19 protein-coding genes and 1 tRNA gene are annotated in these 23,134 nt (G+C 73.4%); 10 read left to right on the forward strand and 10 right to left on the reverse strand.

The features are described 5' to 3' along the window. Positions 1–20: 20 nt before the first annotated feature. Positions 21–1,478, reverse strand: a complete 1,458-nt coding sequence (locus ACZ4M5_RS25950; RefSeq protein ID WP_467740211.1) for an aminopeptidase P family protein — start codon at positions 1,476–1,478, stop codon at positions 21–23. Between the two features lie 82 nt (positions 1,479–1,560). Continuing rightward, positions 1,561–3,072: a PP2C family protein-serine/threonine phosphatase gene (locus ACZ4M5_RS25955; protein WP_467740212.1), complete on the reverse strand. Its 1,512-nt coding sequence runs from the start codon at positions 3,070–3,072 to the stop codon at positions 1,561–1,563. Between the two features lie 499 nt (positions 3,073–3,571). Here ACZ4M5_RS25955 and ACZ4M5_RS25960 point away from each other — a divergent pair, with 499 nt between their 5' ends. Continuing rightward, positions 3,572–4,237, forward strand: a complete 666-nt coding sequence (locus ACZ4M5_RS25960) for a bifunctional DNA primase/polymerase (RefSeq protein WP_467740213.1) — start codon at positions 3,572–3,574, stop codon at positions 4,235–4,237. Between the two features lie 54 nt (positions 4,238–4,291). Further along, complete coding sequence (locus tag ACZ4M5_RS25965; protein WP_467740214.1) at positions 4,292–4,894, forward strand: hypothetical protein; 603 nt, start codon at positions 4,292–4,294, stop codon at positions 4,892–4,894. A gap of 234 nt (positions 4,895–5,128) precedes the next feature. Here the strand turns inward: ACZ4M5_RS25965 and ACZ4M5_RS25970 are convergent, their stop codons facing one another. The 3 genes from ACZ4M5_RS25970 to ACZ4M5_RS25980 form a co-directional block, all read right to left on the reverse strand. Continuing rightward, positions 5,129–6,094, reverse strand: coding sequence for a DUF5926 family protein (locus tag ACZ4M5_RS25970; protein WP_467740215.1), 966 nt, complete (start codon positions 6,092–6,094; stop codon positions 5,129–5,131). 227 nt (positions 6,095–6,321) lie between these two features. After that, on the reverse strand, positions 6,322–6,960 hold the full coding sequence (locus tag ACZ4M5_RS25975) for an ATP-binding protein (protein WP_467740322.1): 639 nt from the start codon (positions 6,958–6,960) through the stop codon (positions 6,322–6,324). A gap of 153 nt (positions 6,961–7,113) precedes the next feature. Then, positions 7,114–7,941 (reverse strand): glycerophosphodiester phosphodiesterase, encoded by an 828-nt coding sequence (locus tag ACZ4M5_RS25980; protein WP_467740216.1) that lies wholly within the window; start codon positions 7,939–7,941, stop codon positions 7,114–7,116. Positions 7,942–8,231: 290 nt separating this feature from the next. Here ACZ4M5_RS25980 and ACZ4M5_RS25985 point away from each other — a divergent pair, with 290 nt between their 5' ends. The 4 genes from ACZ4M5_RS25985 (at position 8,232) to ACZ4M5_RS26000 (ending at position 11,430) form a co-directional block, all read left to right on the forward strand. Then, complete coding sequence (locus tag ACZ4M5_RS25985; RefSeq protein ID WP_467740217.1) at positions 8,232–9,662, forward strand: S1C family serine protease; 1,431 nt, start codon at positions 8,232–8,234, stop codon at positions 9,660–9,662. A 61-nt stretch (positions 9,663–9,723) separates the two neighbouring features. Continuing rightward, positions 9,724–9,810 (forward strand) — tRNA-Ser (locus tag ACZ4M5_RS25990). 259 nt (positions 9,811–10,069) lie between these two features. Beyond that, positions 10,070–10,504: a peptidase inhibitor family I36 protein gene (locus ACZ4M5_RS25995; RefSeq protein WP_467740218.1), complete on the forward strand. Its 435-nt coding sequence runs from the start codon at positions 10,070–10,072 to the stop codon at positions 10,502–10,504. A gap of 185 nt (positions 10,505–10,689) precedes the next feature. Continuing rightward, positions 10,690–11,430, forward strand: coding sequence for a glycosyltransferase family 2 protein (locus ACZ4M5_RS26000; RefSeq protein ID WP_467740219.1), 741 nt, complete (start codon positions 10,690–10,692; stop codon positions 11,428–11,430). An 18-nt stretch (positions 11,431–11,448) separates the two neighbouring features. On the opposite strand, the gene ACZ4M5_RS26005 is transcribed toward ACZ4M5_RS26000, so the two are convergent. Next, positions 11,449–12,210: a PIG-L deacetylase family protein gene (locus tag ACZ4M5_RS26005; protein WP_467740220.1), complete on the reverse strand. Its 762-nt coding sequence runs from the start codon at positions 12,208–12,210 to the stop codon at positions 11,449–11,451. Next, entirely contained in the window at positions 12,207–12,428 is a 222-nt protein-coding gene (locus ACZ4M5_RS26010; RefSeq protein WP_467740221.1) for a ferredoxin, read from the reverse strand. Before ACZ4M5_RS26010 ends, ACZ4M5_RS26005 begins: the two co-directional genes overlap by 4 nt. A gap of 356 nt (positions 12,429–12,784) precedes the next feature. Between ACZ4M5_RS26010 and ACZ4M5_RS26015 the strand changes: the two genes are divergently transcribed. After that, entirely contained in the window at positions 12,785–17,485 is a 4,701-nt protein-coding gene (locus ACZ4M5_RS26015) for a WD40 repeat domain-containing protein (protein ID WP_467740222.1), read from the forward strand. Between the two features lie 202 nt (positions 17,486–17,687). On the opposite strand, the gene ACZ4M5_RS26020 is transcribed toward ACZ4M5_RS26015, so the two are convergent. From ACZ4M5_RS26020 to ACZ4M5_RS26030, 3 genes are all read right to left on the reverse strand, one after another. Further along, complete coding sequence (locus ACZ4M5_RS26020) at positions 17,688–18,260, reverse strand: GNAT family N-acetyltransferase (RefSeq protein WP_467740223.1); 573 nt, start codon at positions 18,258–18,260, stop codon at positions 17,688–17,690. A 96-nt stretch (positions 18,261–18,356) separates the two neighbouring features. Next, the gene (locus ACZ4M5_RS26025) at positions 18,357–18,818 is read right to left on the reverse strand and encodes a hypothetical protein (RefSeq protein ID WP_467740224.1); all 462 of its coding nucleotides are present in this window, start codon (positions 18,816–18,818) and stop codon (positions 18,357–18,359) included. A 55-nt stretch (positions 18,819–18,873) separates the two neighbouring features. Further along, entirely contained in the window at positions 18,874–19,740 is an 867-nt protein-coding gene (locus ACZ4M5_RS26030; RefSeq protein ID WP_467740225.1) for a bifunctional DNA primase/polymerase, read from the reverse strand. A gap of 373 nt (positions 19,741–20,113) precedes the next feature. Between ACZ4M5_RS26030 and ACZ4M5_RS26035 the strand changes: the two genes are divergently transcribed. The 3 genes from ACZ4M5_RS26035 to ACZ4M5_RS26045 all read left to right on the forward strand — a co-directional run bounded on the left by ACZ4M5_RS26035 (position 20,114) and on the right by ACZ4M5_RS26045 (position 23,108). Continuing rightward, on the forward strand, positions 20,114–20,440 hold the full coding sequence (locus ACZ4M5_RS26035) for a hypothetical protein (RefSeq protein ID WP_333931663.1): 327 nt from the start codon (positions 20,114–20,116) through the stop codon (positions 20,438–20,440). A gap of 273 nt (positions 20,441–20,713) precedes the next feature. Beyond that, positions 20,714–21,277: a SigE family RNA polymerase sigma factor gene (locus ACZ4M5_RS26040; protein ID WP_398109246.1), complete on the forward strand. Its 564-nt coding sequence runs from the start codon at positions 20,714–20,716 to the stop codon at positions 21,275–21,277. A 187-nt stretch (positions 21,278–21,464) separates the two neighbouring features. After that, entirely contained in the window at positions 21,465–23,108 is a 1,644-nt protein-coding gene (locus tag ACZ4M5_RS26045; RefSeq protein WP_467740323.1) for a long-chain fatty acid--CoA ligase, read from the forward strand. The last annotated feature ends 26 nt before the right edge of the window (positions 23,109–23,134 follow it).

The following is a 23,134-nucleotide window of genomic DNA, read 5'->3' on the forward strand; positions in this document are numbered from 1 at the left end:
CCCCGCGCCCCAGGGCGTCGTCAGCCCTGGACGGCGGCCATCCACGCCTCGACCTCGTCGGAGCGCCGGGGCAGCGCGGCGCTGAGGTTCCGGTTGCCGTCCTCGGTCACGAGGATGTCGTCCTCGATCCGGACGCCGATGCCGCGGTACTCCTCCGGCACGGTCAGGTCGTCGGCCTGGAAGTACAGGCCGGGCTCGACGGTGAGGCACATCCCCGGCTCCAGCGTGCCGTCGACGTAACTCTCGATCCGGGCCGCCGCGCAGTCGTGCACGTCCATGCCGAGCATGTGGCCGGTGCCGTGCAGCGTCCAGCGCCGCTGGAGGCCGAGCTCCAGCACCCGCTCCACCGGCCCCTCGACAAGGCCCCACTCGACGAGCTTCTCGGCCAGCACCCGCTGGGCCGCGTCGTGGAAGTCCCGGTACTTGGCGCCCGGCTGCACGGCCGCGATGCCGGCCTCCTGGGCCTCGTACACGGCGTCGTAGATCTTGCGCTGGATCTCGGTGAACCGGCCGTCGATCGGCAGCGTGCGCGTCACGTCGGCGGTGTAGTAGGTGTGCGTCTCCACACCCGCGTCGAGCAGCAGCAGGTCGCCGGCGCGCACGGGGCCGTCGTTGCGCACCCAGTGCAGTGTGCAGGCGTGCGGCCCGGCGGCGGCGATGGTGCCGTAGCCGACGTCGTTGCCCTCCACGCGCGCGCGGAGGAAGAAGGTGCCCTCGATGTAGCGCTCGGAGGTCGCCTGTGCCTTGTCGAGGACCTTCACGACGTCCTCGAAGCCGCGCACGGTCGAGTCGACGGCCTTCTGCAGCTCGCCGACCTCGAACGCGTCCTTGACCAGCCGTGCCTCGGAGAGGAAGACCCGCAGCTCCTCGTCGCGCTCGGCGGTGACCTTGTCGGTCAGCGCGGCCTCGATGCCGGCGTCGTACCCGCGCACAACCCGGACCGGGCCGGTGGCCTCGCGCAGTGCGGCGGGCAGTTCGCGCACGTCGGAGGCGGGGATGCCGTACAGCTTCCCGGCCTCGGTGAGGGAGTGGCGGCGGCCGACCCACAGCTCGCCCTGGCCGTCCAGCCAGAACTCGCCGTTGTCGCGGTCCGAACGCGGCAGGAGGTAGATCGTCGCCTCGTGGCCGCCGTCCTTGGGCTCCAGGACCAGGACGCCGTCCTCGGTCTGGTTGCCGGTGAGGTAGGCGTACTCGACGGAGGCGCGGAAGGCGTACTCGGTGTCGTTCGAGCGGGTCTTCAGGTTGCCCGCCGGGATCACCAGGCGCTCGCCGGGGAAACGCGCGGACAGCGCGGCCCGGCGGGCGGCCGTCTCGGCGGCCTGGGGGATGGGCGCGAGGTCGCGCAGCTCGGTGTCGGCCCAGCCGCTCTTCATGTTCTCGGCCAGCTCGTCGGACACGCCCGGGTACAGCCCGTTCTTCCGCTGCTTGATCGGCTCTTCGCTCTCTTCCGGGGTCTCCGGTGTGAGCTCCTCGGCCACGGTCATCCTCCTCGGTACGGCACTGGACCCCCTCCACTGTACGGCGGCGCGGAAGGGGGCCCAGGGCCGGTGACGAGGAGCGTTACTCGAAGTGCGCGGCCAGCAGCACGACGTCCTCGGCGCCCTCCTGCGCGTCCAGCCCGTCGGGCAGGACACTGCGCAGGACGTGGTCGGCGATCGCCCCGGGGTCGCCGCGCAGGGCCCGGGGCACTCCGGCCGCCGCCGCGTGCAGCCGGGCGAACGCGCGGTCGGTGGCCTCGCCCGTGCGGTGCAGCAGCCCGTCGGTGTAGAGCAGGACGGTCTCGCCGGGCTCGGCGAGGATCTCGACGCTCGGCGCCTCCCAGCAGGCGAGCATGCCCAGCGGGGCGGAGACCGACGTCTCGACGAACTCGGTGCGCCGCGGCCCGATCAGCAGCGGTGGGCTGTGCCCGGCACCGGCCAGCGTGATCTTGCGGGCGGCCGGTTCGCAGTAACCGAACAGCGCGGTGGCCGAGCGGGCCGGTTCGGTCAGCCGCAGCAGCAGCTCCAGGTCCGACAGGACCGCGACCGGGTCCTCCCCCTCCATCACGGCGTAGGCGCGCAGCGACGCCCGCAGCCGGCCCATCGCCGCGACCGCGCTGGGCCCCGCGCCGGTGACGGAGCCCACGGCGAGACCGAGGGCGGCGTCGGGCAGCGGCAGCGCGTCGTACCAGTCGCCGCCGCCGTGCGGGCCGGTGCGGTGCCGGGCGGCGAGCCGCACACCGGCCACCCGGGGCAGCCGGGCGGGCAGCAGCTCCTCGGACATGGTGGCCATGGACGCGCGTGTGCGCTCCAGTTCCAGGAGGCGGGCGAGGTGCTCGGCGGCGTAGCGCGCGTACAGGCCCGCCAGGTGGCGTTGGCGTTCGCCCGGTTCGGCGGGCTCGTCGTAGAGCCAGACGGCGGCGCCCAGGCGGCCGGCGGACTCGGTGGACAGGGGCAGGGCGTAGCTGGCGGCGTAGCCGAGGCGGGCCGCGACCTGGCGGTGGCGGGGGTCGAGTCCTTCCTCGGCGAACAGGTCGGGGTCGGCGATGCCGCCCTCGCCGCCTGGCAGTCCGTCGAGGATCCGGCCGTAGGACAGGGCGCTGCGCGGCACGGTCTCGATGTGGCCGAGGTCGGCTCGGCCCAGGCCCAGGCCGATGGTGCTGTCCGGGCCGAGTCCGTCGCCGGGTTCCAGGACGACGAGGCCGCGTCTGGCGCCGACCAGGGCGGCTCCGGCGCGCAGCAGTTCGTGCAGGGCCTCGTCGAGGGTGGCGGTGCGGGCCAGCCGTTCGGTGAGCTCGTGCAGCGTGGTCAGGTCGGAGACCCAGCCGGCGAGGCGGTCCTGAAGTACTGCGCCGGGTGGGGCGGGTGGGTTTGCGGGGGAGGCCGGGGAGGTACTCGCGACGGGCGCGACAGTGTGTGCGGGGGCCGGAACCGTTGAATCGATTCCAGCCACTTTCGGAGGGTGCGGGGCGTTCATGGCGTCCGGCCTTCCGACCGGCGCGTACTGCTCAAAAGCATCGCAAACCCCCATGTCGTTCTGCGCCGCCAGCAGTGTCTCCACATGTACACGGACTCGTAAGGAGATGTCCAGCATTGTCCTGCCGGGATTCCTGGTGTCAGTGAGGCTTAAGAGAAGTCCTTCCTTCCTCTTGCGGAAAAGCGAACTTGGCTTAAAACTGCCGCAGTGGACGGGTTATTGCGGTCGACTGGCCTTGCTCGACGGAGCGTCACAACGGTCGTGATGGGTACGTACTCGGAGAAGGCCAGGGGTGGTCGGGAATCACCCGGAACCTGGTGACGGAACCGGGCGTCCTATCCACCGACGACCGTGCCCCATCCTCCCGTGGCGGAGGCGGAGAGAAATACGCGCGACGGCAAACGCCATACTTCGCCACCCCTACGCCACGCCCGTGCTTTCGATGAACGCAGTATGGGCGGGACGGCCGCGGAGGCAGCCCACGCTCGACCCGGAGGGGTTCCCCTTGCTCGCGGCAGGGGTGTGATGCGCCAACAGGTACGCACAGTGAAGTGATCGACACATGTTGTGATGGACCACGGTGTTGCCAGGCGTGCAACGGAAAGGACGAGCGCTCATGCGCGAGATCCCCGGAAGGCGACGCAGGCTCCTGTTCCAGCGCGGTGACGGGACGCCTGAGCTCATCGGCGCGGCCCTGACCTATGCGACGGAATGGCAGTGGCCCGTACTCCCGGGCGTGACGGCGGACCCGCAGCGGCCGGACCGCTGCGCCTGCCCCGACCCGGAATGCACGGTGCCCGGCGCGCACCCCTTCGACCCCGGCCTCCTCGCGGCCACCACCGACGCGCGCATGGTCCGCTGGTGGTGGGGCAACCGGCCGACGGCGCCGATCGTCCTGGCCACCGGGGGCAAGGCGCCCTGCGCGGTCTCTTTGCCGGCCGCCCCGGCCGCCCGCGCCCTGGAGGTCCTCGACCGGCAGGGCATGCGGCTCGGCCCGGTCGTCGCCTCCCCCACCCGCTGGGCGATCCTCGTGAAGCCCTACTCCCTGGAGCAGCTGGGCGAACTGCTCTACGCCAAGGACTTCGTGCCCGGCTCGCTCCGCTTCCACGGTGAGGGCGGTTACCTCGCGCTGCCGCCGTCGGAGGCGGGCCGGGGCGAGATCCGCTGGGAGCGCGCGCCGCTGCCCGGCTCGGCCTCGCCGTGGGTGCCGGACGTCGAGGCCGTGGTGGACGCCGTGGTCGACGTCCTCACTCGTACGGGTGTGAGCGCGCCCGAGTTCTAGGCCCGCCGGGCGCGCCGAGCGCCGTCCCGCCCCGGTGCGTTGTATGCCGGGGCCATGCGGCGTCATGCCCGGGGCCTCGCCCGGGATCCCCGGAAGGTCAGACTGATCGCCCTGGCGGGCACGGTGGTGGCATGCGCGGTCGCCCTGCCCCTGGCCGTGGCTGCCTCGGGGGCCTCACGGTCCGGACCCCCGGCGCCCATGGCCGGTGCGGAGTCCTCCCGTGCGGAGTCTTCCCGTGCGGAGTCTTCCCGTGCGGGGTCCCCCCGCCCGGGATCATCGCCTGCGGCGCGTGCGCCCGGGCGGGACGTGACGTCCGCCGTGCGCTGCGGACCCGAACTCGCCTCCCCCGACGGCATCGAGGCGCAGACCTGCGTCGTCGCCCGGGGCGCGCACACCTGGGCGCGCACCTACTACCGCAATGCGACGGGGTCGGCGCTGGACGCCGTGCTGAGTCTGATGGCCCCCGGGGACCGGACCGTGCGCATCACCTGCGCGGTGGGCGCCGGGGACGAGCCGGGAACCTGCGAGACCCCCAGGGAACTCCTGCGCGGGGACCTGGCGGCGTACACCGCCGTCACCGAGTTCGCCCGGCGGGGCGGGCAGGGCCCGCTGCTGTTGCGCTCGGGAAGCAACTCACCTGCGTGGACCAGCAGTTGACGAGCAACTGCGTACGGTGAGGGTCTGCGCACAAGGAAAGACCCGGTTGCTGGCGACGGGGGATGCACCAGCAACCGGGCTACAGGAACGGTAACAAGAGATCGGCGGTTCGCAAATTCGAACTCGCCTTTCCGGTCACCGACTGGCTTGTCCGCGACGGGAGTTGTGGTCCCGCCCGGGCGCGCCGGTCCGGCCCGCCGGTGACCCGGCCGGCCGGAGTGCCCACGGCGCCCGTCAGCTCAGCGTGACCTGCCGGTTGGTCAGGCCGCCGCGCGCGCGGCGCTCCTCCGGCGTGAGCGGGGTGTCCTCCGCCAGGGCGGTGGCGAGGCGCTCGGCGAACTCCGCCGCGGGCTTCTCCACGTCCTCGGCCGTGACACCGCTCGGCAGGTCCCAGACCGGCACCGTCAGCCCGTGGGCGCGGAAGGAGCCCACCAGGCGCGTGCCCTCGCCGAGGCTGGAACGGCCCGCGGCGTGCAGGCGCGCGAGGGCGTCCAGGAGCTGCTCCTCCGGGTGCGGCATGACCCAGCGCAGGTGGTTCTTCTCCGGTGTCTCGCACCAGTACGCGGCGTCCACGCCCTGGAGCTTGACGGTCGGGATGGCCGCGGCGTTGGCCCGCTCCAGGGAGGCGGCGACCTCCGGCGTGGCGTTCTCCGCGTCCGGCACCCAGAACTCGAAACCGCTGTGCACTTCTGGCTCGAAGGCGCCCTCCGGGTCGAGCAGGTCCTGCAGCCGTGGGCTGCCGGCCGGGGCGCGACGGCCCTGGACGGGCGTGCCCGGCGCGGCCTCCAGCGCCTGCTGCAGGGTGTCGGCGAGGTCGCGGCTGATGTCGCCCGACGAGGTGTCGTTCTGCAGGCCGAGCAGGACCGAGCCGTCGTCGCGGCGCAGGGCGGGCCAGGCCATCGGGAGCACCGTGGCCAGCGTGACCGACGGGACGCCCTCGGGCAGTCCGTCCTTGAGGGTCAGCTCGACCGTGGCCGCCGGGACCAGCTCGCGCAGGGCGACCCAGTCGCACTCGCCGGGCAGGCCCTCGAACGGGCGGTGGACCAGCTCGGTCGCGGCGTGCGAGGCGGCCCGGCCGTGACAGGCCTTGTACCGCCGGCCGCTGCCGCACGGGCAGGGCTCGCGGGCACCGACGACCGGGACCTCGCCGTCCGTGATCTGCGGGCGCTTGGCCTTCGTCTGGGGTCGCTTCTTGGCCATCGATGGGTCTCCCGGTTACGGCTCGTCTCGTACGGTCGCGAGCCTAGCCGTTCGTGCCCGGGGCGTCGGGTTCCTGTGGACAACGCCGTCCCCGCCGCGCAGCGCGGCCTCGACGGGATCGGCGGAGGGTCCTCGGCCCCGGCCGGCGGATGATCCTCGTCCCGGCCGGCGGAGGGGGCTTCACCCCGTCGGCGGCGAGAGCGTCGCTCCGGTCGGCGGGCGGGACTTCAGCCCAGCTCGTCGAAGGCGTCCGCGAAGTCCAGTCCGGCCGTCCGGGAGACGGGCGGGGCCGTCACGCGCGTCGCGAAGTCGTCGCGGCGGTGGCCGGCGTCCGGGTCGTGCACGTCGTCGTGGACGACGACCCACACCGTGACCTCGCCGTGGACGTCGTCGCGCACGCCCCAGTCGTCGGCGAGCGCGGTGATGATGTTCAGACCGCGGCCGCCGTGAGCCGTGACCGACGGGGTCGCGGGGGCGGGGCGGGTCGGGCCGCCGCCGTCCGTGACCTCGACCACCAGCCGGCCGGCCGGGTCCACCCGCCACGCGGCGCGGACGTCGCCGTCACCGGAGAGTGCGTCGCCCAGGGGCCTGCCGTGCTTGCACGCGTTGCTCAACAGCTCGGAAAGGATCAGTACGGCGTCGTCGATGACCGATTCCGCTACCCCACCGCTGCGCAACTGCGTGCGCATCCGGTGTCTCGCCTCGCCCACGCCCGCAGGGCCATGGGGTACGGCCATGCTCGACGACGTGGGCACCTCCCGTGCCACCACCAACGCCACCCCCGAGACCTCCTTCGCCCCACGCCACGGTGTGGATGCCCCATGGGCCTGTGCCGGAAACCGGCCAATCCACCTCCGGTGACGCACTTCGGCGGCCGGCACGCGACGAACGCGTCGGTGCACTCCCGGTGACCGTATGGCTGGAAATCATCGGTGTGGCCGAGATGCGAGGATCGTGCCTGCCGGGGTGCGGGGTCAAGGGATGTGCACGAGGCGCACGTGACGCGTGGGACGGAAGTTTCAGCGGCCGAGCCGGTTCAGCACCGCGCGCGGGCGGTTGGTGATGATGGCGTCGACGCCCAGACCGACGCACAGGTCCACGTCCTCGGGCTCGTTCACCGTCCACACGTGCACCTGGTGGCCGGCCCGCTTGAGGCGCTCGATGTACGCGGGGTGACTGCGCACGATCCGCAGCGAGGGGCCGGCGATCCCGATCCCCGGGGGCAGCCGCCCGTCGCGCAGCCGGGGCGAGACGAACTGTGTGAGGTACACCGTCGGCAGGGTCGGCGCGGCGGCACGCACACGGTGCAGCGAGCGCGCCGAGAAGCTCATCACCCTCACCTGCGACTCGCCGGCGGAGACCGGGGCGTCCAGGCCGAACCGCTTCAGCAGGGTCAGCAGCCGCTCCTCGACCTGCCCGGCCCAGCGGGTGGGGTGCTTGGTCTCGATGGCCAGGTGCACCGGGCGCCCGGCGTCGGCGACGAGTTCCAGCAGCCGCTCCAGCGTCAGCACGGAGGTGGCCTCGCGGTCCTCCGGGCGGTGCTCCCAGTCCGGTTCCTCGTCGCGTCCCTTCCAGGCCTCGCGCGTCTTCCAGGAGCCGAAGTCGAGGGCGGCGAGATCGGCGAGCTCCAGGGCGGAGACGGCGCCGCGGCCGTTGGACGTACGGTTGATCCGTCGATCGTGCACGCATACCAGGTGGCCGTCGGCGGTGAGGCGCACATCGCATTCGAGGGCGTCGGCGCCGTCCTCGATCGCCTTGGTGTACGCGGCCAGGGTGTGTTCCGGGGCATCCTCGGAGGCACCGCGGTGGGCGACGACCTGAATGACGTGCTGTCGTGCGTGGGTCACCGCGTCATGGTGCCACCGTGGGCGGGTACGCGTCCGCTCGGAGGGACTCCGCGCGGGCGCGGGTCCGGACGGCGGCACAGGGATTGCATCCTTTTTGCCGGTAATGACCTATATAAAGAACGACCCCGGACGCACAGCGGCCGCTTATGGTGCTCTGACGGCCCGTGGGAAAAGCTGACGGCATACAAAGGGACAAGCACGCCGCAGGCGCGCCGGGCCGGTCGCGCGGACGCGTGCGGAGCACGACCGAGTGCAACCCAGGAAACAGCCGTGGATCGAGGAGAGAAGCTGTGAGCACCGAGAACGAGGGCAACGCGGTACCCCCCGCCCCGTCCGCACCCCCCGTGCCGGTGGACGCTCCTGCTGCTCCGGCGCCGCAGGCACAGGCCGGCCAGGGACCGTACGGTCAGGCCCCCCAGGGGCAGGGACCTCACGGGCAGGGCCCCGCTGGTGAGGCCGGTCCCGCCGGCCCCGGTGTCTCCTCCTCCGCCCCGGACCCGTCCTGGCCGCCGCCCCCGCCGCCGGCCGGCCCGTACGGCGACGGCGGTGCCGGTTCCGGACCGGGCGGCTGGGGATCGTCGTACCAGCAGCCGGCGCCGAAGTCCGGTCGCGGGCGGGGCGGTCTGATCGCCGGGATCCTGATCGCCGCGCTGGTCGCCGGCGGTGTCGGCGGCGGCCTCGGCTACACCCTGGCCAAGGACAACGACGACAACACCGGCTCGACGACGGTGTCGGCCTCGACCAACGGCGGGGACGTCAAGCGCGACCCGGGCACCGTCGCGGGCGTGGCCGCCAAGGCGCTGCCGAGCACGGTCACGATCCAGGCCGAGAGCACCAGCGGCGAGGGCGGCACGGGCACCGGCTTCGTCTTCGACAAGCAGGGCCACATCGTCACCAACAACCACGTGGTGGCCGACGCGGTGGACGGCGGCAAGCTCACCGCGACGTTCCCGGACGGCAAGAAGTACGACGCCGAGGTGATCGGCAACGCCCAGGGCTACGACGTGGCCGTCATCAAGCTGAAGAACGCCCCCTCCGACCTGAAGCCGCTCACCCTGGGCGACTCGGACAAGGTGGCCGTCGGGGACGCGACCATCGCCATCGGCGCCCCCTTCGGCCTGTCCGACACGGTGACGACCGGCATCATCAGCGCCAAGAACCGCCCGGTGGCCTCCAGCGACGGCAGCGGCAGCCAGGCCTCCTACATGAGTGCCCTGCAGACCGACGCCTCGATCAACCCGGGCAACTCCGGCGGGCCGCTGCTGGACGGGCGGGGCAACGTCATCGGCATCAACTCCGCGATCCAGTCCACCGGCAACGGAGGCTTCGGCACGGGCCAGTCCGGTTCGATCGGCCTGGGCTTCGCCATCCCGATCAACCAGGCCAAGTACGTGGCCCAGGAGCTGATCAAGAACGGCAAGCCGGTGTACGCGAAGATCGGCGCGTCCGTCTCCCTGGACGACAGCTCCGGCGGCGCGCAGATCACGGACGAGGGCGCGGGCAGCTCCGCGCCGGTCGAGCCGGGCGGTCCGGCCGCCAAGGCGGGTCTCAAGCCGGGCGACGTCATCACCAAGCTCGACGACCGCGTGATCGACTCCGGTCCCACCCTGATCGGCGAGATCTGGACGCACCAGCCCGGCGACAAGGTCACCCTCACGTACGAGCGCGACGGCAAGGAGCGCACGGTCGACGTCACGCTCGGCTCCCGCGTCGGCGACTGACCCACCCGCCCGCACCGACCCGTTACCCTTGTCCCCGCGCCGCCGATCCCGGCCGGCGCGGGGAGGTGTGCCCGAGCGGCCGAAGGGAACGGTCTTGAAAACCGTCGTGGCAGCGATGTCACCGTGGGTTCAAATCCCACCGCCTCCGCGCAGGTCATAGACAGCGCAGTACGCAAGGGGTGCCACTCTCCGGAGGGGCACCCCTTCCGCGTGCCCGGGGCCGGACGCGGGCGCTCGGGGGAGATATCCGGTTGATCCGCGACTGATCGCTTCCTAGGCTCGTCAGCGATCTTCTTCGGGCGTGAAGTGCTCAACCGCTGTCATGGCCGGAGGAGTTCGAGCGGGTTCCGTTCTCGGGCGGAGCCCGTGGCACACGACCAGTGCCTTGTGACAAGGGGGAGCAACACATGACACGTTCGACGACGTCCGTCATCGGCCGGCTCGGTCGCGGTGCGGCCCTGGCCTTCGCCGTGACGACCGCGGTGGTCGGTCTCGGCACCGTCCCGGCCCAGGCGGACCAGAAGGCTCCGGCCAGGGTCGCCGACTGGACGTGCGACTCCGGTCGCATCTGCATGTACGAGGACGCCAGCTACACCGGCAGCAAGTACGTCAACTGGAAGCCCACCGGCGCCAACCAGAAGTACCAGATCGACGGTTGGAACGGTGACAACGAGATCACGTCGCTGATCAACAACTCCGGTTACAACGTCCGCGTCTACGACAACGACGACTACTCGGGTTACTCGATCTGCGTCAAGCCGCACACCTCCATCACCAACCTCAAGTACGGCTGGGTCTTCAACGACGAGGCCGAGAGCGCCAAGACCGTCACCCGCTGCTAGCGCACCCCGTGCTGTGGGCCCCCGGCCGAGTCCTCCTCGGCCGGGGGCCGTTCGTGTGTCCCGGGTGGGCGGTGGCCGGGGTGCGCGGTTCCGTAGGCTTTCGGGGTGCAGGTCGGCGTCGCGGGGTCCTGGGCGCCGGCGGGATGAGGTGAGGGGTGGTCGTCGTCGGCGGTCGGTGTGTCGTCGTGGTCACCGCTGTGCACGGGCCCCATGCCCGGTTCCTGCCGCAGGCCTACGCGTCCCTGTGCGAGCAGCGGCTGCCCGCGGGCTGGCGGTGGCGATGGGTCGTGCAGGAGGACGGGGAGAGCGCCGAGGTGCGGCCGTACGTGCCGAGCGATCCGCGCGTGACGTTCCGGCAGGGGCGCGCCGGTGGGCCGGGGGTGGCCCGGACCATCGCCCTGGCCCGTGCGGACGGGCCGTACGTGAAAGTGCTGGACGCCGACGACCAGTTGACGCCCGGCGTGCTCGCGCGGGACGTCGCCGTGCTGGAGGGCGATCCACGTATCGGCTGGGTGACCTCCCGGGTCCTCGATCTGCTGCCCGACGGGACGACCGTCGGGTTTCCCGGGGACCCCGGTGAGGGACCGATCGAGCGCGGGACCGTGCTGGAGCAGTGGAAGGCGGGGGACTTCATCGCCCCGGTGCACCCCGCCTCGCTGTGCGTGCGGCGGGAGTTGCTGCTCGCGCTCGGCGGATGGATGGCCCTGCCCGCCTCCGAGGACACGGGGCTGCTGCTCGCGCTCTCCGCGGTGAGCCGGGGCTGGTTCTCGGCCGAGGTGGGGCTGCTGTACCGGAAGTGGGAGGGGCAGGTGACCGGGCAGGCGGCCCATGGGGAACGGGGTGAGCGGGAGGCCCGGATGGCCGTCGTGGAGGCGCGGGCCCGCGCCTTGTCCCGGCTGCGGTGGAGCGGCTCCGCCGAGCAGTGAGCCGGCATCGGGGGCCTGCTACGCGAGGCCGTCCGTCCGGGGCGGTGGCGTGGGGAGCAGGTCGTGGCGGGTGTAGAACTCCGTGCCGAGCAGCCGTCGGCGCTCCGGCCCGGTGAGGCCCGCGATCAGGGCCGGAACCGCTCCGCGTTCGACCTCCGTGCGGTGGGCCAGTACCGCGGCGACCTTCCAGTCGAGCCAGGGCGTGACGTCGACCGTGACGGTGACGTGGTCGTCCGGGACCGTGCGCAGGCCCTTGCCCGCCGGGGCCAGGTACTCGCCCCAGGCCCGGACCGCCGAGTGGGGGTGCGTGGCCAGGTACAGGGCGCTGGGCCGCCAGGGCGCGCCGGCGTCCGGGTAGAGGCGTTCGAGTCCGGCGGCGTGGACGGCGAGCAGGGTGATCCGGTGGGTGTGGACGTGGTCCTCGTGGCCGGTGACACCGCCGTAGGCGTCATGGGTGACCACGGTCTCCGGGCGTACGGCACGGATCTGCGCCACCAGAGCGCCCACCGCCTCCTCCAGGGGGGCGTCGCACAGCCGCGGTCTGCCGGGAGCCGAGTGCGGGACGCGTGAGTCGGCCCAGCCGAGCATCCGGGGTGCGCCGGCGCCCAGGAGCCGGAGCGCGTCGGCCAGTTCCGCCGCGCGGGGGCTGTCCGCCGCCCAGGTCGCCGTGACCACCGCCGTCCGACCGCCCGCGGACGCGTGCCGGGCGAGGACGCCGCCGGCCGACAGGGACTCGTCGTCGGGGTGGGCGAAGACCGCGAGCAGGCCCGGTGCCGTCATCCGGCGCCGGGGCCGGCCGGCGGGTCCGGTGTCCCGGTGAGGGCGATCGCCTGGCTCGGGCACTTCTCCGCCGCTTCCCTCACCCGCGGGTCGTCGCCCGACTCGGCGCGCCCCGGGCGGACGACGCCGTAGCCGTCGACGAACTCGAAGACGTCCGGGGCCCGGTACGCGCACTCGGCCGAGCCATAGCAGAGATCGCGTTCGACCGAGACCTTCATGAATCCCTCGTCCCCCTCCGGACGCCGTCGCCTGCCGTGCGTTCCAGGTGTTCCCTGCCCAGCGCGTCACCGGCTGAATCCGGGGGTTGGGAGCGCACCGAGCCGGGGAGGCCGACCACGTCGTCCGGTACCGGTCCCTCCCCTCGTGGGGACCGGTACCGAACGGTGGAGCCTGCCGTCGTCGGCTCGGACGGAAGGTGTCCGGATGGGGTGCGCTGCTGCGTCCGGATCCTGCCATTTCAGGCCACGGAGGAGGAGGTTCCGGGGTGCAGCGGACGGCGTTGCCGCAGGTCAGCGATATAGAGTGAGTTTTCCGGACCGGACGTCCAGGCGATCGGAAGTGAGGAGGGGAGACCTTGGGTTCCGACTCGGGGGCGCGCACCGCCTTCGCGGAACGCCTCGCCCTGCTGTACAAGGAAGCCGGCAATCCCCCGCTCAAGCGGGTCTCCGAAGCGGTCGTGCGGTTGCAGCGGGTCGACGAACGCGGGCGGCCCGTGCGGGTGTCCGCCCAGCGCATCAGCGACTGGCGGCGGGCCCGGAACGTACCGGCCCATTTCGCCGCCCTCGCCGCGGTGTTGCAGGTGCTGATACCCGAGGCGCGCAGGGCCCGGCCGACCCCGGTGTCCCCCGGTCTGTACGACGTCGGGCAGTGGCAGCGGCTGTGGGAGAGCGCGGTGGCCGGGCCGGCCGGCGAACGTCCGGCGGCGTCCCCGGCCGAGGAGCAGGCCCCGGCCGATCCCGCGCCCGCCCCCGGCTGGGTGTGCCCGTACCGAGGACTCGCCTCCTACCGGCTGGAGGACGCCCGCTGGTTCTTCGGCCGGGAGCGCAGTACGGACGCGCTCGTCGAGCAGCTGGCGGCCGTGCCGCCGGCCGGCGGTCTGGTGATGCTGGTCGGCGCGTCGGGAGCGGGAAAGTCCTCCCTGCTGAACGCCGGTCTGGTGCCGGCCCTGCGGGAGGGGGCGCTGGCCGACGACGCCGCCGCGCCCGACGCGGACGGTGGCGGCCGGGCCGGGCGGGCCGGGCGGGAGAGGCTGGTCGCGCAACTCCTGCCGGGCAGTGATCCGCTGGCGGAACTCACCCGGCACGTGCCCGAACTGGCCTCGGTCCTCCCGGCCGTGCGGGGACCCGGGGGAGCGGCGGGGACGTCGCCGGAGGGCGATGCCCCGGGCAGGGCGGCGGAGGGGGATGCCTCCCGGGCGACCTCGGAGGTGAACGCCCACGGCACCGCCCCGGACCGCGTGGCTCACGGCACCGCCTCGGACCGCGTGGCTCACGGTGCCGCTCCGGACCGCGTCGCCCACGGTGTCGCCCCGGACGAGGACGCCCCTCCCGGTGCCGCGGACGCAACCGACTCGGCTGCCCCGAGCGGCCAGGCCGACTTCAGCGGCCATGCCGATGCCGGTGGCCGCCCCGCCCCCAGCGGTCACAGCGGCCGAGCCGATCAGAGCGCTCACCACCACGGCTCGGCCGGCCACCGCGACGAGGCCGACCCGGGCGGCCACCCGGCCCCGAGCGGCCACCCCGACGCCAACGGTCACCCCGCCCCCAGCGCCCACCCCGACGCAAACGGCCACCCCACCCCCGGCGGTCACGACAGCCCCAGCGGCCACCCCACCCCCACCTCCCCCAGTCAGACCGCCTCGAGCGGGCACCCCGATCCGGCCGGCTCGCCGGACCCGCCCGGCGCGGCGCTCCACCCCACGGCCCGGCCCACCACCCCCACAACGACCCCACTCTCACCCCCACCCCCACCACCGGGCGCCCCCGCCACCGGCCCCGCGACCTCGGCCTCCGCCCCGGAACCCGGTACTCCCCCCTTCTCCGCCGCCGTCCGAGCCGCCGTCACCGCCTGGGCCCGGCGCGAGGATCCGTCGGGTGCCCGTCCCGTCGTCATCGTGGACCAGTTCGAGGAAACGTTCACGCTCTGTCCCGACGAGACCGAGCGCCGGATCTTCGTCGAGGCGCTGCACGCCGCCTGCTCTCCCGCCGCCCCCGGCGAACCGGCCCCGGCGATCGTCGTCCTGGGCGTCCGCGCGGACTTCTACGAGCGGTGCCTGCGGTACCCCGAGCTGGCCGACGCCCTCCAGCACCGGCACATGGTGCTCGGGCCGCTGACCGCCGCCGAGCTGCGCGAGGCGGTGACCGGCCCGGCCAAGGCGGTCGGCCTGGAACTGGAGCCCGGCCTCGCGGAGCTGATCGTCCGGGAGGTCAGCGCGGACGGCCCCCGCGGGGCGCACGACGCGGGCGCGCTGCCGCTGCTGTCGCACGCCCTGCTGGCCACTTGGCAGCGCCGCAAGGGGGGCCGGCTGACCCTGGCCGGCTACCGCGCGGCCGGCGGCATCCAGGGTGCCGTCGCGGCGACGGCCGAACGGGCCTGGTCCCGCCTCGACCCGGCCGCGCGCACGGCGGCCCGGCTGCTCCTGCTCCGGCTGGTGCGGCTGGGCGAGGACACCCAGGCCACGCGGCGGCGCGGCACCCGGCGCCAGCTCGCGGAGGAGTCGGCCGATCCCGGCAAGACCGAGGAGTCCCTGGAGGCACTGGTCCGCGCCCGGCTGGTGACGCTCGACGCGGAGACCGTGGAGATCACGCACGAGGCGCTGCTGCACGCCTGGCCGCGGCTGCGCGACTGGATCGACGAGGACCGGCAGGACAATCTGCTGCGTCAGCGCCTGGAGGAGGACGGCCGGGCCTGGGAGGAGTCGCACCGCGACTCGTCGCTGCTGTACCGGGGCTCCCGCCTGGAACAGGCCCACGGCTGGGCGAAGTCCGCCGGGGACACCTTCCTGACCCGCAGCGCGGTGGAGTTCCTTGCCGCGTCCGTGCGGCTGCGCCGGCGTGTCATCTGGATCAGCCGGGCCGCGGTGGCGTCGCTGATGGCACTGGCCCTGCTGGCGGTCGGCGCGGCCGTGATCGCCTGGAAGCAGCGGGACGAGGCGGTGTTCGAGCAGGTGCTCGCGCAGGCCGACCGCGTCCGGGACACCGACCCGTCGCTGTCGGCCCAGCTCGACCTGGTCGCCCACCGGTTGCGGCCCGACGACGAGGGTGCGAACAGCCGGCTGATCTCCGTCGTGAACGCCCCGCTGGCCACTCCCCTGTCCGGGCACACCGGCGCCGTCTACCTCACGACCTTCAGCCCCGACGGCCAGACCCTCGCCACCGCCAGCTACGACCGCACCGTACGGCTGTGGAACGTGGCCGACCCGCAGCGGCCCGAGCCCCTGGGCGAGCCGCTGACCGGCCACACCAGCTGGGTGAGCAGCGCGGTCTTCAGCCCGGACGGCCGGACCCTGGCCAGTGCGTCCGACGACGGCACCATCCGGCTCTGGGACGTGCGGGACCCGAGCCGTCCCGTGCCGCTCGGGAAGCCGCTGACCGGGCACGACGGCACGATCTACCTGATCGCCTTCAGTCCGGACGGCCGCACGCTGGCCTCCGCGAGCGACGACCGGACCGTTCGGCTGTGGGACATGGCCGATCCGCGCCGGCCGCGGGCGCTGGGCGCGCCCCTGACCGGGCACACGGCCGCCGTGCGCTCGGTGGCGTTCAGCCCGGACGGCCGGACCCTGGCGGCGGGCGGCGACGACGGCACGATCCGCCTGTGGGACACGACCGACCCGGGGCGTCCCGAGCCGGCCGGCAGGCCGCTGACCGGCCACACCTCCACCGTGCACTCGGTGGCGTTCAGCCCGGACGGGCGGACGCTGGCCAGCGGGGGCGAGGACGGCACGGTGCGGTTGTGGAACATGGCCGGATCTGATCCCCCCGAGGCCGTCGGAACGCCGCTGACCGGCCACACCGGGCCCGTCTGGTCGGTGGCGTTCAGCCCCGACGGGGGCATGCTCGCCGCCGCCAGCTCGGACACCACGGCGAGTCTGTGGAAGGTGGCCGATCCGGCGCATCCCGCTCAGGTGGGCGGGCCGTTGGCGGGCAGCAGCGGTGAGATGTTCGCGCTGGGGTTCAGTCCCGACGGGCGCACCCTGGCCACCGGCGCGGGTGACAACAAGGTGCGGCTGTGGGCGCTGCCGCGGTCGGACATGACCGGCCGGACCGGGACGTTCCGGCCGGACGGGCAGGTGCTGGCCACGGCGGGGCGCGACGGGCGGCTGCGGCTCTGGGACGTACGGGCGCCGAGCAGGCCGGTGCGGCTGGGCGAGCCGTTCCGCCCCGGCGAGGGGGACGTGCGCTCGCTGGAGTTCTCACCGGACGGCCGCACCCTGGCGGTGGTGACCGGCGACCGGGCCGTGCAGCTGTGGAACGTCGGCGATCCCGCGCGTCCCGTCGCCCACGGCCCGCCCGTCCCGCTGCGCATCCGGTACGCCGATCCGCTCGCCTTCAGTCCGGACGGCCGCACGCTGGCCACCGCCGACGACGACCGCACGATCCGGCTGTGGGACATCTCCGACCGCTCCCGCCCGCGTCCGCTCGGCACGCCGCTGACCGGGCACAAGGGCTACGTCAACCACCTGGCGTTCGGGCCGGACGGCCGGACACTGGCCAGTGGCAGCGCGGACGGCACGATCCGGCTGTGGAACGTGGCCGACCCGGGCCGGGTCTCCCTGGTCCGTGCCCCGCTCCGCGGTCACCTCGGCGCGGTCAACGTCCTCGCCTACAGCCGTGACGGCCGGACGCTGGCCAGCGCGGGCGACGACACCTCCGTCCGCCTCTGGGACGTGTCCGATCCCGCCCGGGCGGTGCTGCGGAAGCGGCTGACCGGCCACTCCGAGGCGGTCGTGGCGCTGACCTTCAGCCGCGACGGGCGCACGCTGGCGAGCGGCGGCAACGACAGCACCGTGCGGCTGTGGAACGTCTCCGACCCGGCCGCGGCCGACGCGATCGGCCAGTCCATGACCAGCGCGAGGGCGGGCAACTACCTGGCGTTCAACCCGGGCAGCGGCATGCTGGCCGTGTCGAGCGGAGCGGACTCCATCCGATTGTGGGACCTCGACGTCGACCGGGCCGTGCAGCGCGTGTGCGCCCTGACCCGGGGCGTGCTGACCCCGGACACCTGGCACGAGTACCTGCCCCGGCTGTCCTACGACCGGCCCTGCGACGGCTGAACGGGACCGCTCAACCCCCGGCCGACCCTCAACAGGCGTGTGGCGTAAGGGAGTTGAGTGATACCAGTCACAACCGGCGTTCAGGCGCGCGGAGTCGGCGCGTGGTGCGCAAGCGCTTGTTACCCTTGGCCATGGCCCGACCGCTGGTGCATCCCCCGTCGCCAGCGGTCGGGTCTTTGTCGTCCGCGGCCCCGGCGCCCCGTCAGCGCAGGTCGAGGCGCATGAGTACGCGCGGATGACCGGCCAGGACCGAGGTGGTCGGGGCCGCGAGGGTGAAGCCCGCGCGTTCGAAGTTCTTCCGCAGACCGGCGTAGGCCATGGTCAGGTCGACCTTCGCGTCGGCGTTGTCGAGGGGGTACGCCTCGACGGCCGGGGCGCCGTGGGACCGGGCGAAGTCGACGGCACCGGCGATCAGGGCGTGCGAGATGCCCTGCTTGCGGTGGCCGGGGCGGACCCGGACGCACCACAGGGACCACACCGGCAGGTCGTCGACGTGCGGGATCTTGCGGTTGCGGGCGAACGTGGTCTGCGCACGCGGGGCGACGGCGGCCCAGCCGACCGGTTCCCCGCCGTCGTAGGCGAGCACGCCCGGGGCGGTGCCGGCGCGGCACAGGCCGGCGACGTACTCGCCCCGCGCCGGGCCGCGCAGTTCGTTGTTGAGCCGGGACGGGATGCGGTGGCTCAGGCACCAGCAGACGTTCGCGCCGGGTGACTTCGGGCCGAGGACGGCGCGGACGTCCTCGAACTCCGAGGCCGGCCGCACGACGATGCTCATCCCCTCACGATGTCACGCCCCGCGCCGCGGTGCCGGGGTGCCGGCCGACCCGCCTTGGAGCGGGAGACGCTTTCGACGTCCTTCGGGGTGGCCGCCCTACGCCGACGTCCGGGCGTCCCGGGCCAGCCGGTGCCAGTCCAGGTTCCGCAGCCCCGGCTCGGCACGGCAGCCCGAGGGCAGGCGCGGGGCGGACTGGAACCACAGGACGGTGAGGCGCGAACGGTAGGCGACGGGGTCGTGGGCCGGGTCGAGGGCCGCGGAGTGGAACGTGCCGAGACAGGCCACCGGGGGCAGCACCTCCACCGGCCCGAGACCGCCCGCGTACTGGTCGGGGTACTCGCGCGGCGGCGGGACCAGGTGCACGGGCGTGCCCGGCCGGGCACGCCGGGCGGTCCGCAGGAGAGCCCGGATCCGCAGGTCGTTCACCGGCTTGCAGGGATAGCCCTCCAGTTCGCCGTACGTCGAGGTGAACCGCAGCTCGGCGAGGTCGACCGGGCGGCCGGAGGCCAGGACGAGGCGGGCGAGCGCCAGGGCCGGCGCTTTGACGTGCTGTGGCATGGGGGTCTTTCGCTGTTCCTGGTGGGGGCTGCGCTCGGCACGGGCGGGGCGGTGGTCACGGCCGGTGTCCGGTGAGCCGCGCCGCCGACGCGAGGGTCGCCCGGGCCTCCCGCTCGGACAGGCCGGTGTCGACGGCGGCCTCGACCAGGGGCTCCACGAGCGCGGGTCCGATGCCGTCCTCGTAGGCCCGGCAGGCGGCCCAGAACAGCCGGGTGTTGCGCTGGCCCTCGTGTGCGGCGAGGACGAACTGGACCAGGCCCTGGCCGTGGCCGCCGGCCGGGCCCGGCAGGTGCTGGTGGGCGCGCGGTGGCGGCAGCAGCAGCCGCAACAGGGAGCGCGGGCAGGGGGCGGGCGGCAGATGGGCGGTGCCCGGGGCGGCGGCGTAGACCCCGTGCGCGGTGCGGGAACCGGGGCCGACGAGGTAGCCGCCCGCGCCGCGGATGTCGATGCCCGGCGCGAGGCGGCCCGCCGAGTTCGGGACGACCACGTCCGGCGGGCCGCTCAGCCACAGGTGCCGCCCGCCCGAGGGCGTCACGACGACCACGGTCGGCGGGATGGTGAACAGGTGCCGTAAGGCCAGCTCGCGCAGGGCCGCCGAGGAGTCGGTGCCGGTCTTCACGTCCAGGTCGACGCCGACGAGGTGGTGCGGGGGCAGTCCGCAGGCGATGCCGTAACCGGTCGCCCAGGGCGCGGCGGCGAACAGTTCGCGGATGCGGGCGGGGTCGCTGGAGGCGTCGTACACCCCGTGCCCGAGGCGGCCGCACTCGCCGTGGCAGACAGAGGGGAGGGGGTCGTCGCGGTGGGGGGAACGCAGCGCGGGCAGCTTGGTGCGCGACAGGGGGATGACGGCGAGCCCGCGCTCGGCGGCTGACAGGGCGTGCGCGAGGGCCAGCGTCGTGGCCTGCCGGTCGGTGGTGGCCATGCCTCTAGTTTCGTACGTACGTTCGAAAAAGGAAAGGGGGAGCGAGCGGGACGCGCCGGGGGCGGGAGGTGGTGGGGGGAAATGTGCCGAAACGCTTCACCTCTTGCGGCGCCCGGGATCGAAAGCTCCCTTTCGCCCCTGTCCGGGGCTGAAGTGACGCGCGGGGGTTTATCGACTTGTCCTCACGCTTGCGTGCGAATAGCGGCTTCCGGGGTGGTTCGCCGGGGATTCGGCGGGCAACTCTGGACTCGCGACGTCGAGCACAGCACCGGGGCGGCCGGCCAACTTCCCCGGTGAGAGCAGCAGTTCACACAGCACCGCCGGCCTGGGCCGGCACGACCACGGTTTTCCGGAGTCCTGGAGGGACAGCACCATGGCAAGCATCCGCACCGCCCGCGTCATCGCAGCCGTCTCCGCCCTTCCGCTCGCGGCCGCCCTCTTCGCCGGTGTCGCGACGGCGGACAACGGCGCCTTCGCGGACGGCGGATCGATCGCGGCCGTCAGCGAGGCCGAGCAGGGCATCCTCGGCAGCGGCGTCGGCGGCGACAACTTCGGCAACGCGGCCACCACACAGCAGCAGGCCGTCGGCGACGGCGCCTCCAACCAGAGCAATACCGCCCAGGTCAACGGATCGGCCTTCACGGCCGTCAACCAGGGCAACGCCAATACGGCCATCAGCTTCACCCCGCTGTGGTGGTGAGCTGAGGGGTCGGTGCGGCGGCACCGGCCCGGGGGGTGCGGGGGGTTTTTCGTGGGGTGGCAAGGGTCTGGGCGGCGGTACTCCGGTACCGCCGCCCGGGCGTTCGTGCGGGCGGATGCGTCCGTCCCCCCTCAGGGACGAACCCGCAGTACTCCCCGGCCCCCGCTCCACCTACAGGAGGTGCAGTCACCCCCACCCCTACAACCTGAGGGGGACCCCGCTTCGGGACCTGCGGCCGATCCGCCGGGCACGCCCCGCTCCTAGCGTGGAGCCATGACCACACTCGTCTGCACCACCGCTTCGAAGGCGGCCGCGCCAGCGGCGCAGACCCTTCCCTACCCGTCGTTCTCGTCGTACGTCCGGGCCCGCCGGCCGGTGCTGCTGCGCACCGCCCGCTCGCTCACCGGCAACCCGAGCGACGCCGAGGACCTGCTGCAGACCGCCCTGACCAAGACGTACGTCGCCTGGGAGCGGATCGAGGACCACCGCGCCCTCGACGGCTACGTCCGCCGGGCCCTGCTGAACACGCGGACCTCCCAGTGGCGCAAGCGCAAGGTCGACGAGTTCGCCTGCGACGAGCTGCCCGAGCCCGAACCGCGCTCCGGCGGCGGCGAGGACCCGGCCGAGCAGCAGGCCCTGCGCGACGCGATGTGGCGGGCGATCATGCGGCTGCCGGCCCGGCAGCGCGCGATGGTCGTCCTGCGGTACTACGAGGACCTCAGTGAGGTGCAGACCGCCGAGGTGCTCGGCGTCTCGGTGGGCACGGTCAAGTCGGCCGTCTCCCGCGCCCTGGGCAAGCTCCGCGAGGACACCGAGCTGGAACTCGCCCGCCGCTGACCCGCCGGCACCGGAAAGCGCGCTCGAACGACCGTCGTCCGCCTCTGTGAGCCGTTCCTCCGCCGCGGCGTGATGTGATCGATCGCCCGGTCCTAGTGACATACCGCGCGGTATGTGCGCAGAATCAGCGCAACCTTTACCACCGCGTAGGCAATGTCGCCCCCGGGAGGACGCCGTGCTGAGCACGATGCAGGACGTACCGCTGCTGATCTCGAGGATTTTGACCCACGGGTCGACCATCCACGGGACATCGCAGGTGACCACCTGGACCGGCGAGGACGAGCCGCACCGCCGTTCCTTCGCGGAGATCGGCGCCCGCGCGGCCCAGCTCGCCCACGCGCTGCGCGAGGACCTCGGCGTCACCGGCGACGAGCGGGTGGCGACCCTGGCCTGGAACAACGCCGAGCACGTCGAGGCCTACTTCGCGATCCCCTCCATGGGCGCGGTCCTCCACACCCTGAACCTCCGCCTCCCGCCCGAGCAACTGGCGTGGATCGTCCAGCACGCCGCCGACCGCGTGATCATCGCCAACGGCTCGCTGCTCCCCCTGCTCGCCCCGCTGCTGCCCCACCTGAAGACCGTGGAGCACGTCGTCGTCACGGGCCCGGGCGACCGCTCCCTGCTCGCCGAGGCCACCGCGCAGGTCCACGAGTACGAGGACCTGATCGCCGGCAAGCCGGTCTCCTACGACTGGCCCGAGCTGGACGAACGCCAGGCCGCCGCCATGTGCTACACCTCCGGCACCACCGGCGACCCCAAGGGCGTGGTCTACAGCCACCGCTCCATCTACCTGCACTCCATGCAGGTCAACATGGCCCAGTCGATGGGCCTGACCGACCAGGACACCTCGCTGGTCGTGGTCCCGCAGTTCCACGTCAACGCCTGGGGCCTGCCGCACGCCACCTTCATGACCGGCGTGAACATGCTGATGCCGGACCGGTTCCTCCAGCCGGTCCCGCTCGCCGCGATGATCGAGAGCGAGAAGCCGACCCACGCCGCCGCCGTCCCGACCATCTGGCAGGGCCTGCTCGCCGAGCTGACCGCGCACCCCCGGGACATCTCCTCCCTCACCCAGGTCACCATCGGCGGCTCGGCCTGCCCGCCGTCGCTGATGGAGGCCTTCGACCAGCTGGGCATGCGGGTCTGCCACGCGTGGGGCATGACGGAGACGTCCCCGCTGGGCACGGTCGCCCGTCCGCCGGCCTCCGCGGTCGGCACCGACGCGGAGTTCGCCTACCGCCTCACCCAGGGCCGCTTCCCGGCCGGTGTCGAGGCCCGGCTGACCGGCCCCGGCGGTGAACGCCTCCCGTGGGACGGGGAGTCGGCCGGTGAGCTGGAGGTGCGCGGCGCCTGGATCGCGGGCGCCTACTACAACGGGCCCGACGGCGAACCGCTGCGCCCCGCCGACAAGTTCAGCGAGGACGGCTGGCTCAAGACGGGCGACGTCGGCACCATCTCGCCCGACGGCTACCTCACCCTCACCGACCGCGCCAAGGACGTCATCAAGTCCGGCGGCGAGTGGATCTCCTCGGTGGAGCTGGAGAACGCGCTGATGTCCCACCCCGACGTCGCCGAGGCGGCCGTCGTCGCCGTGCCCGACGACAAGTGGGGCGAGCGCCCCCTGGCCACGGTCGTCCTCAAGGAGGGCGCCTCCGTCGGCTTCGAGGCCCTGCGCGGCTTCCTCGCCGACGAGGGCAGGATCGCCAAGTGGCAGCTCCCGGAGCGCTGGACGATCGTCGAGGCGGTCCCGAAGACCAGCGTCGGCAAGTTCGACAAGAAGGTGCTGCGCAAGCAGTACGCGCAGGGTGAGCTGGACGTCACCCGCCTCTGACGGCCCCGCGGACCGCCGTACGGCAG

The organism is Streptomyces sp. NPDC026246 (assembly GCF_055567995.1).